This is a genomic window from Rufibacter sp. XAAS-G3-1 (genome assembly GCF_013623775.1).
Lineage (GTDB): Bacteria > Bacteroidota > Bacteroidia > Cytophagales > Hymenobacteraceae > Nibribacter.
In genome coordinates this window covers 115671-132670 of the sequence record NZ_JABFAM010000008.1, presented here as the reverse complement: position 1 = coordinate 132670, position 17000 = coordinate 115671, and the positions used below count along the sequence as shown (strand labels likewise).

General features: G+C 48.9%; 8 protein-coding genes. All 8 read right to left on the bottom strand.

Annotation, left to right across the window (positions count from 1 at the left end):
* Positions 1-539: 539 nt before the first annotated feature.
* The 8 genes from HHO50_RS10835 to HHO50_RS10800 all read right to left on the bottom strand — a co-directional run bounded on the left by HHO50_RS10835 (position 540) and on the right by HHO50_RS10800 (position 16430).
* A complete protein-coding gene (locus tag HHO50_RS10835) occupies positions 540-1556 on the bottom strand; it encodes a GntR family transcriptional regulator (protein WP_181306038.1) in 1017 nt (338 codons plus the stop codon).
* A gap of 1146 nt (positions 1557-2702) precedes the next feature.
* Entirely contained in the window at positions 2703-5126 is a 2424-nt protein-coding gene (locus HHO50_RS10830; protein ID WP_255478694.1) for a glycoside hydrolase family 31 protein, read from the bottom strand.
* Positions 5127-5292: 166 nt separating this feature from the next.
* Positions 5293-6594 (bottom strand): polysaccharide lyase family 1 protein, encoded by a 1302-nt coding sequence (locus HHO50_RS10825; protein WP_255478693.1) that lies wholly within the window; start codon positions 6592-6594, stop codon positions 5293-5295.
* 36 nt (positions 6595-6630) lie between these two features.
* Positions 6631-8085 carry a glycoside hydrolase family 28 protein gene (locus HHO50_RS10820; protein WP_181306036.1) on the bottom strand — a complete coding sequence of 485 codons (1455 nt, stop codon included), beginning with the start codon at positions 8083-8085 and terminating at the stop codon, positions 6631-6633.
* 11 nt (positions 8086-8096) lie between these two features.
* Positions 8097-9248 carry a glycoside hydrolase family 105 protein gene (locus HHO50_RS10815; RefSeq protein WP_255478692.1) on the bottom strand — a complete coding sequence of 384 codons (1152 nt, stop codon included), beginning with the start codon at positions 9246-9248 and terminating at the stop codon, positions 8097-8099.
* 141 nt (positions 9249-9389) lie between these two features.
* Positions 9390-11597 carry a hypothetical protein gene (locus HHO50_RS10810; protein WP_219921514.1) on the bottom strand — a complete coding sequence of 736 codons (2208 nt, stop codon included), beginning with the start codon at positions 11595-11597 and terminating at the stop codon, positions 9390-9392.
* Positions 11598-12449: 852 nt separating this feature from the next.
* A complete protein-coding gene (locus HHO50_RS10805) occupies positions 12450-13520 on the bottom strand; it encodes a glycoside hydrolase family protein (protein WP_219921513.1) in 1071 nt (356 codons plus the stop codon).
* 567 nt (positions 13521-14087) lie between these two features.
* Positions 14088-16430, bottom strand: coding sequence for a beta-galactosidase (locus HHO50_RS10800; protein ID WP_181306033.1), 2343 nt, complete (start codon positions 16428-16430; stop codon positions 14088-14090).
* Between the last annotated feature and the right edge of the window lie 570 nt (positions 16431-17000).

Here is a 17000-nt window from a genome sequence, read left to right as displayed (position 1 = left end):
AGACTTCAATGGGCTTTATAGCATGTTTAAAATTTGTCCCTGAGAGGCATTTGGCAGACTCAATCTCTTTGCAAAAAGAAAATAATATAACGTAAACTCGGGAATTATTAGACTCACTACCCATCCGCATTGCCGTGTTAAGAGCAGATTCTCCCCTTGAGGATTGCCCAAACGAGAGTTTGTAGCAGCGAGCGCAGGAGAGGGGTGTCCACAAAGAGGGCTCGCATTCCAGAACTTATTACAACCAATGCCTTTGCATAAGAGAGACAAAACACAGCCAGCAATCGTGGATCGGCAGGCGTAAACATCCCTCTCCGCTCCCTTCAACGGGAGGATCTGCGTTGAAGAGGTGCCATTAGGGTAAATGGACAACAGTTACTAGCCCTAAAGCCACTTTCAATTCTCCAGTTCACGTTAATAAACCTACCACTCTTTAAACAAAAAGCAGCTTGGATAAAAACAGTCAGGAGTGATCCAGATTATTTTTATCCAAGCTGCTTTTTGTTATATGAACGTGAGAGAAGCCCTACCCATCTTGTCTATAACGAGTTTCTACGAACGAGTGTAAATGGATTATGGACTCTTTCTCTTAGTTTATGTTTGATCATATAACCAGCGGTTTCACCCATTAGCTCATGATCTGTAGACACCACTGTAATGCCATCATCCAAAATCTTCTTCAGAGGTGTGTCATTGTAAGAGATCAGCCCGATGTCTTTTCCTAGTTCCAATCCTTTAGCCCGCGTTTCGATGATAAGGTTCGCAAGGTCAGACTCTTCTAAGACCAGGTAGGCGGTTCCTGCAACCAGCGGCTCTTGGTGGATGCCACCTATGACGGTATGGTCAATGGACATCTCCCGGCAGAATTGACGGAAGCCCTTTACTATTTCTATAGGATAAGAGATCTCTCTGGGATACACCAAAACAAACCGCTTATACTTACTCATTAAGTCTTCGCCAGAATGTAATGCTCTTCTGATATCACGCTCAAAATCCTGGAACACCGCGCCGCAGTTACCTTTGTACGTATCAATATTCTTATCTAAAAGGATGAGCTTGTCTTCTGGGATTTTGTCTAAGGCCTGGGTAAAAGAGTCCATGTTGGTAGAGATATGGGGCATGATGACATAGTAGTCATACTTACCAATATTCTCCTGGATTAAAGTACTGCAGATTTTGCCGTCATAATGGTGAATATGCAAGTCCACCACTGCTTCTTCGCCTAAGGTTTTGAGCAGAGAATAGTAGATGGCTTTTTTATAGGCGCTCAATTTATTGAAGAGCAACAGCACACGCACCTTATCTACCGCAAAGCTATTGCTGATGTAGCAGCCTTTCCCTTTCACGGAGCTAATCACCCCTTTTTTGCGCAATACTCTGTATGCTTTCTCTATGGTATCCCGAGATAGGTAATACATTTCACTAGTTTCATTTATGGATGGGACACGTTCACCACGTTTCAGGATTCCGGCCTCTATGTCTTCAATAACCGCATTTACTACCTGCAAGTACTTTGGGATGGCGGATGTAGAATCGATTCTGTCAAGAAGTTCCATAAGTTTAATCTAAATAGGGGGGGTAAATATTTGAAAAACTAGTCTAAAGCATCACAACTGGAAAATCCCAGAGGCCTTTCACAAACTGCAAGTCCTGATTCATCCAGAGAACTAGTACTTGCACTTTATTTGATCTAACTCATAAAACAACCAATCAGAGGACTTCCGGCAGCCTGCGCTATCGATTGCACAGAACTACTGAATTAATGAACCTCGTCAAATATGATTGGGAGCAATCCCATTATTGTAGATTCTCTAATTGATTGCCTTTGAATTGAAATTTAATAAATATTTAACACATAAACCACCATCAAAATGAATATTCTTCAATGGTTTTTACCCGATATTTTCATGTACATACTTATAAAAACTAAAAAAGTGGATTTCTGAGCCGATAACACAGATTCTTAACATCATCACTTAAACATGAAACTGTTATCATTTGAACAAGATATTGGGCTATTGGGGACAGAAAGTTGAGAAAACCCTAAAATCTGCAGGAAAACATTTTAGGCCTATTTTGCGCAAAAGTTGCACAATCTACAAGGTAGAGCTAAGGTCATTTAGCTGGTAGCAAAGGAATCTCTGCGCGCAAACGCCTTGATAATACCTAACTTACAGACCTCAACTTTAACATCTCACTACTTATGTTCTACAGAATAGTGGTTAGGCCGTATAAGGTTAGATGTACAAACATAAAATCAGAGCAGAACCCGCTAAAAGTCCTGACCAATGGGTACAATCTGGCTGATTACACCACCGGAGGTATTTCGTAATTCGTTTTAAGCTTGCTTTTAGGAAACCAAGCGTAAAACGACGAGAAGGTTCTAGCGGCAGTAAGTGGCAATCAAAAACGAATAGCAAGATCTGTCAGATTTCTTTCTTGAAAGATGATGAATTATGTTTTCAAGCCGCATTTTGGAAATCGCGCCAAAATGAGGAAGAAAGCCAGCAGTAACCATGGGAATAGCCTTCATGCACTGTTGTCTGTAAAAACAGATGGCTTTCTCAGGTAACATGATGCGCATCATCTTACCTGAGAAAGCCATGGGATACTTACTTAGCTATAGCTTACTTGTAAGCTATAGCTAAGTAAGAAACGCCTAATTCAAATCATGGAAGTAGTGGGATCATCAGGTTTAAAGATCATTGAGAAATGGAAAACTCAATAGTTTCACCTGCCGTCTTTGCGCCTTTAGCCCACAGCACTTTTGCTTCCTGGTCATAGTACCAGGCGTTTGAGGTTGCTTTTGCAAATTGCTCAGCGTTGGCAGGGCTTAGCTTTTGATCGCCAATTTGTACAGTAACCGGGGCCTTCTCCTGACGCACTTTAATCAAGTAATTGCGTGGTGGCACAGCATAACTGCCTTTAGCTGCCCCAATGGTGATAGTTGTGTTCCCTCCAGACACATTGGAAGTAATAGCAGTAGTACTGTAATTACCTTCTTTATACTTCTCGCTCAGGCCATCATCTTCAAATAGCTCATAGGATGACTTACCAGAAGGATAAATATCCAAGGTAATGTCCCCCCACGGTTTTTTGTCATCAAACTGTACTTCTTCCTGCATTGGAATAATAGCTCCAGCCTTTACAAAAAGTGGCAATTGATCCAGCGGCGCTACAATATTGTAGTGCTTTTTACCTGCATAGGTTTTCCCCGTCCAATAGTCTACCCACTGCCCATTTGGCAAATACACAACGCGCGTCTGCGCTGCTTTGGTAGTAACCGGACACACCATCATGTTGTCCCCAAACATATATTGATCCTCTACATTGTAGGTATTCACGTCTTTTTGGTTTTCCAGAACCAAGGCCCGCATCATGGGTACGCCCGTCTTGTAGGTTTGGAAAGCACTGCTGTAGATGTAGGGAATCAAGCGATAGCGTAACTTGTCGTACTTGGTGAAGTTAGCCAAAGCCTCTTCCCCGTAATTCCAGGGCTCTTTGTACCCAGGGTGATCCATTCCGAACACGTGCGCCACCGGGCTAAACATCCCAAATTGCACCCACCGGATGTAAAGCTCCGGATCTGCCTTGTGCTCAAATCCACCCATGTTGTGGGTCCAGTAACTTACGCCCGAGAGCCCCATATTTAACCCGGCCTTGATAACCGGCCCGAAGTACTGCCACTCACTAGGCCAGTCCCCGGCCCAGATAAACGGATAACGCTGAATACCGGCGTACCCCTCACGGGTGTGGTTCATGCCGCGCATGTTGTTGTACTTGCTGAATTTCTCGTATGGCGCCTTAGCATAGGCAATAGGGAAGATGTTGTGCAGCTTCTGGGCTTCTGGGCTGGTTGCCCCAAGCTTATTACTCTCACTGGGAACTCTGCCGAAACCACTGCCTTCGTCTGTTTTCAGGAATTTAGCTCCTATGGAAGCTATTTTCATCACGGCGTTGTCCCACCACCAGTCTACGGCTTTGTCATCAAAGAAATTGACAAAGCCGCCCTTGTTCGCTTCTTCTGGATACACCATTCTTTTTTCCCGCGCCTGGTCTAGCAGGTTGAGGGAGGTACCGTTGTCATAGCGGCTCCTAATATGAAGGCCCACCATGTTTAAGTTCATGGCATATAACCGGTCAAACATACCTTGGGGATTCTTCATGGTCTCGCGCCACTCATAGGAAGTAGCTCCGTTCCCGCCACTTTTCCCGAACAGCCTCCAGGTAGAATCTAAATGCAGTATATCAATGGGGATACCCATTTCTCTGTATTTGCGCACCAGTTCCACCACGTACTCGGTGGACGAATGCTCTGTATGGCCCCAGGTACCACCGCTATACGTACCCACATGCAGGCCATGCGCAAAACGAGGCAGCAGAGGCGATTTGCCCGTTAAAGTAGTATACTGCCCAAGGATGGCTGGAAAGCCGGGGCCATAGATGAAGTAGTAATCCAGTTCCCCGTTTTGGGCTTCAAAAGCATAAGAATCTGAGGCGGAGTTGCCCATGTCCCAGCGGGTGGCGTACGGGTTATGCAGAAAAATACCATAGCCGCGGGTACTCATGAAGAAAGGCACGGGGGCATAGTTAGCCTCCATGATGTTGTAGGCCCCAATGATGTGCGGCTTCTGTGCGCCTCTGCCCACATTCAGGTTTACTTCTTTGCCGAGTTGGTCAGTGAAATCCATCCGTTCGCCAAAGCCGAAGAAGTGTTCATCAGGCATCAGTTTTTTCCGGGTTCCTACTACTTTACCGTTTTTATAAGCGCCTCCATTTTGGCCAAAGGTTTCCGTGGAAAGGATGTCGCCGGCTTTATTGGCAATTTCAATGGTCAGGGGTTCTTTGTTTACCCGCACCTGTAATTGATCGGTACTCAGGATATAGTTGCCCCATTTCTTCTTTAACTCAACCTTCACCGGCCCCCAGATATGCTGCACCACCATGTACTCTTCATCCGGCTCAAAAGCACCGTCCCAACTGGTGCGGATGCGCACCATCTCGGGCGTACAGAACTCCAGTTGCACCTTGGCCTGCTCAGTGGAGAAGGTAAATACATTCTGTTTCTGCTCTGGCTTGGAGGTGAGTTTCCCTACGCCGTTCTGAGCATAGCTCAGGGCTGGCAAGACAAGGAATAAGAGTAAAAAGGGAATCCGGCAAACTTTCATTTTGATGCTGTTTTCTTAAAAACACGGCATAAACAGGCACAGCAACGAGGGTGTTGAGCTTCCATAAAACAGGTGTCTGCTCATGTACTGACAAGCAAGTTTCTACTTCCTTTGGGCCGTTGCTTTAGGCGACTCCGCCGTTTACCAAGCTGTTCAGATAGATCTCCAGGTTGGAGTAACCATCTTTGTTGATCGTTTTCCCATCTTTTGCATCCTTGGGGTTCAGCTTGTTTTTCTTTTCCCAAGCATCTGGCATACCGTCTAAGTCAGTATCTCTAGGAGCAGGCCCGCCTTTGACGTTGCCTGGGCCTGCGGTGGGGAGGGTCATTTCATCACTGATGGTTTTGCCTTTGGTACCTAATGATTTCAGCTCGTCAATCAGGAAGGCATCTACTTCATCGCGGCGCAGGGAGGCACCGGCATCAGCCAAAATGAGTTCATAGGCCTTCTGGGGCGTCAAGGTGGTCACCTTCGGGAAATTGAACGGTTCCTGCTTCCAGGTTACTGGGCCATACTCTTCTTTTGGAACTGCTGCGCCATCTAATTTACCGTTCACATTGCCATCGTACATATTGTGCTGGGCGTACAGGTGGAACGTCTCGGTTGCTCTGGAGAAAGGCGGATTGGTTTTCGTGCCGGGGCCAGCGATGAAATAGTTGTTCTCAATATTGGCATCGGAGCGTCCGGCCGAACCTCCCAGAATGTAGGCTCCTGCTTCCCAATTGTAAATCACATTGTTTACGAACTGGTTGATGCCTTTCACCTTCGGGTTACGGGTATGGTTGTCAATGTACAGGCTGCGCAGAATGGACACGCCGCCGGTAGACTGGTGCAGCCCTCCGGTGGAGTGCGTATGCAAGCCTTGTCCCACAATGGAGTTCTGCAAAGTAAAATTGCTTACATCTCCGTTAATATCCAGCGTGCCGTCTTTGCCCCAGGAGATGGAAACATGATCGAACATAAGGTCGTGCCCCTTGGCGATAGCAACGGCATCTTTCCCTTTTTCGCCTATTTTCCCCATTCTAACTCTAATGTAGCGGGTGATGGTATTGTTGGCATCTGTGTAAGACAAACCGTTGCCGTAAATGGTGATGCCATCACCAGGAGCCGTCTGTCCGGCAATGGTGACGTTAGGCGAAACAATCACCCGGCTGGCAATTTTAATAATACCGCCTACATCAAACACCACGGTTCTGTTGGGCTTGCTTACCGCATCTCTGAAAGAGCCTGGGCCGCTGTCATTCAAGTTGGTCACATGGTACACTTCCCCTCCCCTACCTCCGGTAGCGAAACGGCCAAACCCTTCGGCTCCCGGAAAAGCTAGTTGCTGGGCCGCCAGTTCATTGGCAAAGAAAAGAGCGGAGGCAATGAACGCCGTACGGCCTACCGTTTTGAGGCTGTTTTTCAGAAAACAATGCTTTTTCATAAAGTGGTTTGGTTAGAAGGCTGGTGCCTTTGCTGTTTAGTGTCCTTTATTTGCCGCCGTCACGTTTTGCGAGTTGTAGCCTTTGCCGTTGATCTTGGTGTTGATCAGCTTCATGCCTTTCACATGGTCTACATTGAGTGGCTCGTCAACCCCGTTGATGACACAGTTCACCAATCTTAGATTCTCTACCGGTGACTCTTCGTAGGCTTTCACCATCACGGCATATTTGCCGCCGTTTTCCACGTACAGGTTTTCCACCAACACATTCCGGATGGCGGGCATGTGGTTGCCTGGCTCTTCATAGAACATGTTGCATTTCACGGCGGCTTCTTTGTAGGTGCCTACTTTCACATCCTTCATGAAGATATTCTCTATGATACCACCCCGTTGCGAACTGGTCTTAATGCGCAACACTCGGTCTAAATTAGGGCTGTCCATGGTGCAGTTGACGGCGTAAATGTTGCGGGCTCCGCCCGAGATCTCGCTTCCTATCACTACCCCTCCGTGTCCTTCTTTCATCTCGCAACCGTCAATGATGATGTTTTCGGAGGGTTTACCAATTCTACGGCCATCTTCGTTACGGCCAGATTTGATCGCGATGCAGTCGTCACCGGTATCAAAGTAGCAGTTTTTGATGAGTACATTTTTGCAGGACTCTGGGTCGCAGCCATCGTTGTTAGGCCCTAGCGTGACCACTTTCACGTTCTCAATGGTCACGTTCTCGCACAATACCGGATGCAGGTTCCACATAGGTGAATTGATGAGTTTCACCCCGCTGATGAGCACGTTCTTGCACTTGTACGGCTGCACAAACTGGGGGCGCAAACGATGACCGGGCCCATAGATTCTCTTGGTTGGGTCTAGTTGCTGACGGTTCTGCTCATGAAGCAGGTTGCGGTCAGGTGTCTGCTTGGGGGTACCTTCTACCCAGCCATATTTCTTTGCCCCGCACCAAGGCCACCAGTACTCATTGTTGGCGTTTCCGTCTAGCGTTCCGTTCCCGGTAATGGCAATGTTTTCCTGCTCGTAGGCATAGATGAAGGGTGAATAATTCATCAGTTCCATCCCTTCCCAGCGGGTGAACACCACGGGCAGATAGTCGAGGGTGTCACGGCTGAACAGGATGGTGGCGTTGTCCTGTAGGTGCAGGTTCACGTTACTTTTCAGGTGGATGGCCCCGGTCAGAAAAGTACCGGTGGGTACGATCACCCGTCCGCCGCCGCTTTTGTTGCAGGCTTCAATGGCTTTCCGGAAAGCCTCGGTGCTCTTCACTTTTCCGCCTTCCACGGCTCCGTAATTAGTGATCAGGAAGTCACGGTTAGGGAACGTTGGGGCTTTGATCTGCTTTCTCAGTTTTTCCATTTCCTTCCAGGGGTCTTGTTCGGCTTCTTTCTGGGCGGTTTTACTCGCACAACCGGTAGCCAGGCAGGCGAACGCCACCAGCGCGAAAAATAGTTGAAGTGATTGAAGCTTTATAAAAGGTAGTCGCATACGGGTGTGGGTTACTTGTTTAACTCCAGACTTGCCAAGATAAAGGGGCCTGTTCCTTTGGGGTCATCTATTCTGATCTTTTCGTTCACATAGTACTCATAAGAACCATCCCGGTCGGAACTTAAGCCAGCCACCGCGCACACCTGCGTCAGGTTTACTTCACCGTCCGGTTTCACTTGTATCAGGTGGTCTATGATACCTTGGTAGCCTTTTTCGGCTACTTTTTTAAAACACTTGTCTAAGTACCCTTTGTTGGCTCCTTTCGCCAAAGCGTACACAAACATGCTGGAGGCCGAGGCCTCCAAGTAATTACCTTTCCGCTGGCCTTGGTCTACCACCTGGTACCAGAGTCCTTTTTCCGCATCCTGGTATTTTTGCAGGGCCGGAGCCAGGCGTTGCAGAATGCCTATAATGCCGCTTCGTTTGGAATGATCCTGCGGAAAGTAATCCAACACATCTACCAAAGCCATGGCGTACCAACCTATTGCGCGACCCCAAAAGTTAGGTGAGGTGCCGGTTTGCTTGTTGGCCCAAGGTTGCAGTTTACTTTCATCCCAGCCATGGTAGAGCAAGCCCGTTTTAGGATCACGCGTGTGCTGTTCCAGTAAAATCAACTGATTGGCTACTATCTCAAAGGCTTGGTTGTCATGGAAAGTTTTGCCGTACTGGGCCAGAAAAGGAGCACTCATGTACGCCCCGTCCAGCCACATTTGCCACGGATAGCGCAGTTTGTGCCAGTAGCCGCCCTGGGTGGTGCGGGGCTGCCACTGCAACTGGTTCCGCAGCGTGACAATCGCTTTCTTATACTTTTCGTCTTTGGTCTGCTCGTACAGGTTAAAAAGGATCTTACCCGAGTTCATCATGTCAAGGTTGAAGGTATAGACATCATAGGTTTTGATGTTTCCTTTCTCATCGATCATCAGGTCTGCGTAGGCTTTGATGTAGTCCAGGTATTGTTGGTTCTGTTTCGGGTTTTGCCGCCAGATTTTTTCCATGGAATGCAGCACCAAGCCTTGCGGATAACTCCAAACCGGCTTCTGTGAGAACTCAATCATCCAAGGCTCCGGGTTGTTTTTCTTGATGGACAACGCCATCCGTTCAGACCACTTGAGCGAGGCAGGAATCTTGTTTGCAGGAGGTATGCTGGATGTTGTTATCATCATCAGCAGCGCTAGCAAAAGCCCTAGTAGACTCTGTTTCCGCATTCTTCTAAAATTCACCATTAATGAATACCTGGTTATCTAAATCAAATAGTGATTCTGCCTTGAGCTTGCTTAGCCACCTAAGAGCAGGAGACCATCCCACTAAGGCATTTTATGCAAGCCTTCCCACCTCACTTTCCACTTGCCATTAGTAGGGAAGCCCGGTGTAGGTCGGTTTGGTGCCCCATCCCATCCGGCGGCCATCATGGCTACCGCGGTGAGCAGCCCACCGTTGCCCGGCAGGTAAATGCGCAGGCGCTCATCCTGGTAATTATGGCCGTTGGGCAGGTAGGTGTTCTTTTGGGCATCCATGAACAACGCATCTACCGCTTTTTCAGGCGAATTAAGGCGGGCGGCACTCATGGCCATTAGCGGATAATCCCAGCCCCAGGTAGTATCCCATTGCCACTTCTTCAGAATCTCATTATAGGTGTTCTGCATGATGGTAGTGTCAACCTTGTTGCTGAGGGGCAGGTAACCGTAGGCTCCCACCACCGCCGGGTGGTCACGACGGTAAAAGTCATTGGTGTAAGCCTGCGGATGCGTGGCACTTGGCAGGTATAAACCATCTTTGATAGCCAACGGCGCCAGTTTATCAATCACGTCTTGCCACTTCTTATCGGCTGGCAAGCCCATGCGCTTGCGCCACTCCTGCGCCGTGGTCAATCCATAATACCAGTAGGCCAGCTCAAACGGCGGATCATTGGTTTCTTTGGCCGGGAACAGTTCCTGCGCCGGAATGATAGGCGATGCTAAGTGGTACTTTTTATCTTTCTCGCTGTACGTAGGGAAAGAGGCCATAAACTTTGCCGTCTCAAATACCAGGTTCTGGTATTTCTCCAGCGTCTCTTTGGTAGGATTTTGACGATACACCAATTCTGCGAAATAGATGATGTGCGGTTGCTGCCACACCAAGTAAGGCCCTACGCTGGACGGGCTTTCGTTTCCGTTCGGGTCGGTCATCTTTTGCCATCTTACGCCATCGTAGCCTTGCCACTTGGCCGTAGCCCTCGCTTTGTCTATCACTTTGGTATACCAAGGCAAGCTTTTCTCCAGCAGTCTTAAACGGTTCCAAAGAGCAAAGTGTACGCCGTGCCACCAGTGCATTTCTAAGTGAGGTTTGCCGTACCAACTGTTGAAAGTGAGGCCAGTCTCTTGCGGCGGAAGGTCTCCGGTGCACTGGATTTTGGTCAGGTACTGTGACAGCACGACGCGGCGCTCCAGTTCTTTTGCCCTAGGGTCGGTGGAACCGGAGAAATCAATAACCCCGCCTTCCATCCAAAACTTTTTCCACTCTTCTTCGCTGCTGGCCTGCGTTTCTTTGAAGTCAGGAACATCTTTCGCCTGCCGTTGCGTGAACAGCACGCTGAACTCCAAGCTTCCTTCTTTAGCCGAGGGCACCAGTTCAAACTGATGTTTCTGTTTCTCGCTGAATTGGCCGTCTTCGTTCCATTGCACACTGGTGTAATAAACGGTAGAGTCCAACTTTCGCGCTAATTGTACCTGGTTGGGGTTCGCCTCAGAACGGGCGAGTGTAGTGGTGTGCTTGTCCTGGTTCTGCCAGTCGTACCCCGGGCAGACATGGCAAGTGGCTCCGTAAGGGAACTTCAAGGATACTTTCAGCCTGCCTTTGGTGATGAGTGGTGACGTAACACGGGCAGAGATGCCGTCCTGTTCCTGATGCCCGAACAACTCTACGGTTACCGGCACCCCTTCTACCACATACTTGCTTTCTATTTTGCCTGACCAGAGATCCAGCTTTTGCTGAACCTGCTGTAGGTCTTGTATCTGCACCTGCTGGCCGTTCTCTTTTAATAAAACCAACCCTACCACGCCCAGATGCAAACGGTGCGGGTTCGTCCGGAGCCAGTTCATGGCATCCACTTTTCGGCCGGTTCCTTTGTGCTGCACCGGAAACGGAATCACTTTCCCGTTGGCGGCGGTATCATAGCGGGCTACGTCTTGGATGGTGTAGTTCTGGTTAGTAGGGATCACATGCCAGCCCCACTGAGACTGAGTACCCAAGGACACCCCTCTGTCATAGAATTCCGGAAAGCTCTGTAATCCAGACACATCTACGGTATAGGCAAAATCACCGTTCCCTACCGAAAGGGAGGCCAACGTATCTGGCCGGGTAAGCGCTACATTGTGCCGCGTGACCAAGGCTTTGCGGTCTATTTTTCCAGAACTGTTGCTGGTACCAGTCGTATTATCTGAGGCGCTGCAACTAAAAAGGCCTGCCGTAACGGCTGCTACAAAGGCAAATTTTGTGGTGCTGGCCCAAATGACCTTGATAAACGGTGTCTTCATGTACTACTATTTACTTTAGGTTTGATGTTGTACCCCATTGCGCCAGGCTAAATCTCTACTGCGCTACACAAGCCAGCCTCTTTGCTGTTTATTACTTCACAACCCAAGCCCTCTAACAGGAACCTCCGTTTTTAAGCCGTTTTCAGGAAATTATGCTCAAAACAGGGGCAATACTTATTGTACTAATGAATTCCCCCTTTGTGCTTTCAGTCTTCTCTTCCAGCCGAGACCAACTACTTTATCACAGACCTAAACATAAAAAGTACAGGGGCAGATATTATCCTGCCGTATCCTGTTAAGTAGCTGAATATTTCCGTTTATAGGCTATATTTTGAAAATGAAGCAAAAAAACTGCACCTGAACGGTACAGTTTTCGGTAGTCCTTAAAAAGTGATGATTTCACTCGCTCGCTTCTCGGACGTGTATGGGCTACTCACGACCTCTGGCCGCTAGGCAGAACATTACGGATGACTTTCCTTTCAAACAGCACAAAGACTTGCAGGCCCTGTTTGGGGCCTGTTTTTGGAAAAACAGGCCCCAAACAGGGCCAACCTATAACACAGCCAGCGGCCGCGGATTGCTCATACGCGTCTGAGGCAAGCGAGTGCTTTTTTCGTTTATCATTACTTTTAGTGGACTTCCCCGTTTTCATTTCAGAAGTGGGTTTAAGCTTATGAGCAGAATGTTGTCATTAGGGCTTGTTTGAATTTCATCTTTGCGCTGCAAACGGCCATAAAAAGAATCTGCGTTCGCCTTTTCTAGCCCTGTAGACTGCTGCGCTGCTCTAAAAACCCTTCCGCAGAACCCTTCTCTGGTCATTTTCGCAGGCAAACCTCAATTTTAAACAAGCGCTTAGCTTTTATTCTTTGGCGTGTTACTTTCAGGGGAAATCTGAAAAATAAAAGGGCTTGACGTCATGTACTTTCCGCCTTGGGAGGCCAGAAACAAGTGCGTTGGCCGGCCATTCTGGAACAGGAGCTGCGGTCTCTCAAACCTACCATATTTGGACAGATGCTTGGGGGCCGGAGGTTGGGCAAAGTAATGATCTGTGTTGTAGTAGGCAATTTTAGGCTCACCCCAGTTAACTCCGTTTTTGGACTCTACGTACAGCCCGTATTGGTGATTGAAAATGCCCATGTCGCGCATCAGCATTTTATACTTACCGCCTTCGTACCATACGTGGCCGTCTTCGGCTTGTATGTTGTTCCCTTTGCTAGAGTAATCAATGATAGGATTGCCTTTATACCGCTGGTAAGGGCCCTGCAAGGAATCTGAGGTGGCTAACCCATACTTGCGGTTGCCCCTTATTTTAGGATCTGTGTAGTTCGCGTACTCATACGTGTTCCAGGATTTATAATAGAGCCAGTACTTGCCGCTGGAATGTTTCAGGAAAGCAGGATTGGTAGTGCAGTGATTATCCCAGGCACCGGGTTCTCCCGCCCCTAGCAGTGGCTGGTCTGGCCTTTTCCATGGCCCATAAGGTGAATCGGCAATTGCCAGGCCTATTCGTTTGGTATCGGTCTTTCCATTGGAGTTGCCCATGTAGAAAAGGCAGTATTGGCCATCTACAAACTGGATGTGCGGATTATGGCAAGTGGTACCATCCCAGAATCCTTGTCCCCTTGGCGCAAATACGGTAGATACGTACTCAAAAGGTGATTCAGGGGTGGCCGCAACGGCATGGGCAATTTCAGATCGGTTTATCCAGCCGCCCATCCCTTTGTCTGCCTTCCACCGGGAGTAGAATACGTGCACTTTCCCATCTGGCCCTATGATAGGACTGGTGCCCCACACGTAATATCCCTGGGTCTCCAGTATCCGTCCCATAGGTTTCAGCCTTTTACTGAAATCAGAGACCGTATCATCCCCTATGACATGCCCGCTACCCGCATACACCAGTTGTCCGGCACAGGAAAATAGCAAAGGGGAGATAGTGCTTAGTTTCAAGAATCTGCGTCTGTCCATAAATATTCCATTGCATGTTCTACTTTAGATAGCTGGCAAAATGGTATTTGTCAGGATTATCTCTGCCTGAAACTACCATAACCTATGCATGGAACTATCCTGTTGTATCCGGTGAAGAGGGAAATTCAGTCAAGCACATGAATAGAGAGAAAGAAGATTGTTTCACGGCTCTAGTGGGCTTTTTATCTGCTCCGTTCAGTGGGATGATGCAGGAAACCTTCATGGCTTAGATTAATCAATGAAACAAGTAATCCGCCAGGCATAAACCCCATTCACCTGTTTTGAGGCTGTTTTGCGGAAAACGGGCCCAAAACGTGCAAACCTGTGCAGTCTTGAAGACCTCACAGGTGTAGAGTAAACTGGCGAGAGACTAAGGCCTCGTGATACAGGATGAAGCAAGTCTCCAGACTCGCCGGGAACTACCAGCACGTTTGCGTAGCGTCATCACCAAGTCGCTTTCAAGATATTTGCCAAATAAAAAGGGAGGCAACTGCCTCCCTTTCAACTAAAATCCCATTCTACACCTTACATCTTAAAAGGACTGCTCTTCATATAAATGCGGTAATCCTTTACCATACCGGCCGTGTTTTTGTCTGAGCGGGGCAGATAGCGGAAACCTTTCACTGTTACATGTTCGCCCAGATCCAGCACTAAGTGGTGCGGGTGCTTGGGCTTGGCCGCGCCGTATTGGCTATGCCAGAAGGTGGATTCCTGCTGGTCGTAGACACGGTCAGCGGCGTTATTGGAGGAGGTTACTTCCTCACTGTCAGCATAGACTACTTTCCATTTGAGGCGCGAGATGGGGTTTCCTTTCTCGTCCAGCAGCTCCAGCTCTGCCACGGAGGTAAACGGATCGTCTGGTTTCTGCGCGCTCAACGCCTCAAAGCAGAAATAGCGTCCCTGCACCACCTTGTCAAACCTCGCCTCTTGCCAGGCACTTACCGCTGGGAAGGAGGCCGTGAGCACCGGTTCCTCGCCGGTTAAATCCAATTGCTGGCCTTTGGCCCGGTGCAGGAGGGATTCGTCTGGCCGAAGCGCATCCAGGATGGGTTCTTTTAAACCGGCCATGGTGAGTGCCTCAGGCTTGTCCACATCCAGCACAATAACTTCGTTTTTGCCTTTTTTAAGCCATACGCCCGGCACAAACAGCGTCTGTTGCGGCCCAATTTTCCAGAACCGGCCCAGGTTCTGCCCGTTCACCCACACCATGCCTTTGCCCCACTTGCTTACGTCCAGAAACGTATCGCCGGTCTGGTCTAGCTTGAACGTTCCTCTGTACCAAGCTGGCCCTTGCGGCATTCCTTTTCTGAATCTGGCCTTCTTCTGGAAATCGTATTCTACCGGAAAATTGTAGACAAGCCAGTTCTTGAGTTCTGTTGTCTTACTACCATCAAATACTTCCACTTTCTCTGTGATGCCCTTGCGGTCAATGATGGCCTTGCCGTAGTTTACCCGGCCGGTGGCCTCCACCAGAATATCGAGCTGCGCAGCACCCGTAAAGGTGGGCAGTTTTAGCGAACTGTCGCCCCTGCGTCTGTCCAGCTTTCCTATCGGTTTCCCGTTCACGAACACCGTGGCCCAGTCATGCACGTCAGTGATCACCAGTCTTTGCCCAGATGCCGATGCCGGCACGGTACCGCGGTACAGGATGCGCCCCCAGCCCTGGTCAAAGTTTTCCATGGGCTGGATTCGCTCGGTTTTGTGGGCCTTGGGTAGGTTGGAGAACAGGGCGGCACTCTTCTCTAAGGTAAAGGCAGGAATGGTAATCACTGTTTTCGGGGCCGGGATCTCCCCCAGGGTTTCGCCTTCCTGCAGGTAGTTCTTGAGCAGGTCGCGTACCGCGAAGAACTTCTCGGTGGTATTGCCCTGCTCCCCCACGGGCGCATTATAATCATAGGAAGTGGCCATGGCCGAGTACGGAGGCGCGTTGGCTCCGCCCCACTGCCCAAACGAGGTACCGCCGTGCGCCATGTACAGGCTGAAGGAAATCTTGCGATCCATCATGTCTTTGAGGCTCCCAATAAAGCTGCTGACGGAGCGGGTCTCATGCGGACGCCCCCAGTGGTCAAACCAGCCCGACCAGTACTCACTGCACATGAGCGGCGCCGTAGGGTACGCTTCCTGAAATGCCTTGAAGCTGTTGTCTATGTTGGTACCAGCCCCGAAGTTGAGGGTGGTGGCCACGCCGTCCAGTTTATATTTGTTGAAGTTGGAGGGCCAGTCGCAGCGGAAAAGCTGCACCTTGTCAAAACCGGCTTGGCGCACGGCATCACGGGTGGCTTCCATGTAGGCCTGCTCGTTGCCGAACGTGGCGTACTCATTCTCTACCTGCACCATGATGATGTTGCCGCCGTTCTGTATCTGCATGGGCGCTAACTGCTTGGCCGCTTCTTTCAGGAATAGTTTGGTACGCTCCATGAAATACGGGTCTTGCAGCGTACGCACCTGCACATCTTCTTTTTTCAGGAGCCACCAGGGCAATCCGCCCATGTCCCACTCCGCGCACACGTACGGCCCGGGGCGCACAATGCAGTACATGCCGTTCTTCTGGGCCAGCTTCACAAACTCCGCCACATCGTTCTGGCCTTTGAAGTCATACTCCCCCGGCTTTTGCTCATGCAGGTTCCAGAAAAGGTAAATACAGATGGTATTCATGCCCATGGCTTTGCTCAACTTGATGCGGTGCTCCCAATATTCGCGCGGAATACGCGGATAATGCAGTTCTGCCGCCCTAATCACAAAGGGCTTGCCGTTGAGCAGGAATTCCTTGTTGCCGAGGGTGAAGTCCCCGGGCTTTCCTCCAATCTGCTGTGCCTGGCTTGTTAGGGTAAGCAGCAGAAGAAGTACTAGAAAATAAAGTTTTCGCATGGGTGAATAGATGGTAGCTAAAGGGGGGGGGACGGACACTTGGGTAAGCTCAGCGGGCTTGTTTAAGCCTTCTTCTGCTTACAAACCCTTATTTTGATTTTCATTGTAGGTGAAACTACTTCTAATTGCCTTCATTTCCGCAAAAGAGCTAAAAAATCTACCTAGTCTGAGGGAACGTTTTTAGCCTCTTTTTGTGAAACCGCCTTCAAAACAAATTTCACTAGGCATCTTAATGCTTAGAAGGTATTTCGTCAAAGAACAGAATTTTGCTGATACCCAATGAGGGCTTTAGCGTAAGATGAACCTGTTTAGAGTTTTTCATTCACCGGTATTAAAAGCAATTCCTCTGGGGCAAGTGCCCGCTTTTACCGTCGTTTTTAGGCTATTTTCATGAAAACAGGCCAAAAACGAGAGGTTTATTTGTACACTGGCGCAAGCGTCCGCTGGTACCCCGTTTTCAGGCTACTTTTATGAAAACAGGCGCAAAACTGTAACAGCTTCAATATACAGGGTAGAACGATCAATATACTGGTTGAGATTTGCACCTGCCTCTTCCCAGCTTCCTTTCTA

Coding starts and splice junctions, on each gene's coding strand:
- HHO50_RS10815 (WP_255478692.1), bottom strand. CDS start 9,248: ATGATGATAACAACATCCAGCATACCTCCTGCAAACAAGATTCCTGCC.
- HHO50_RS10825 (WP_255478693.1), bottom strand. CDS start 6,594: ATGAAAAAGCATTGTTTTCTGAAAAACAGCCTCAAAACGGTAGGCCGT.
- HHO50_RS10800 (WP_181306033.1), bottom strand. CDS start 16,430: ATGCGAAAACTTTATTTTCTAGTACTTCTTCTGCTGCTTACCCTAACA.
- HHO50_RS10820 (WP_181306036.1), bottom strand. CDS start 8,085: ATGCGACTACCTTTTATAAAGCTTCAATCACTTCAACTATTTTTCGCG.
- HHO50_RS10810 (WP_219921514.1), bottom strand. CDS start 11,597: ATGAAGACACCGTTTATCAAGGTCATTTGGGCCAGCACCACAAAATTT.
- HHO50_RS10835 (WP_181306038.1), bottom strand. CDS start 1,556: ATGGAACTTCTTGACAGAATCGATTCTACATCCGCCATCCCAAAGTAC.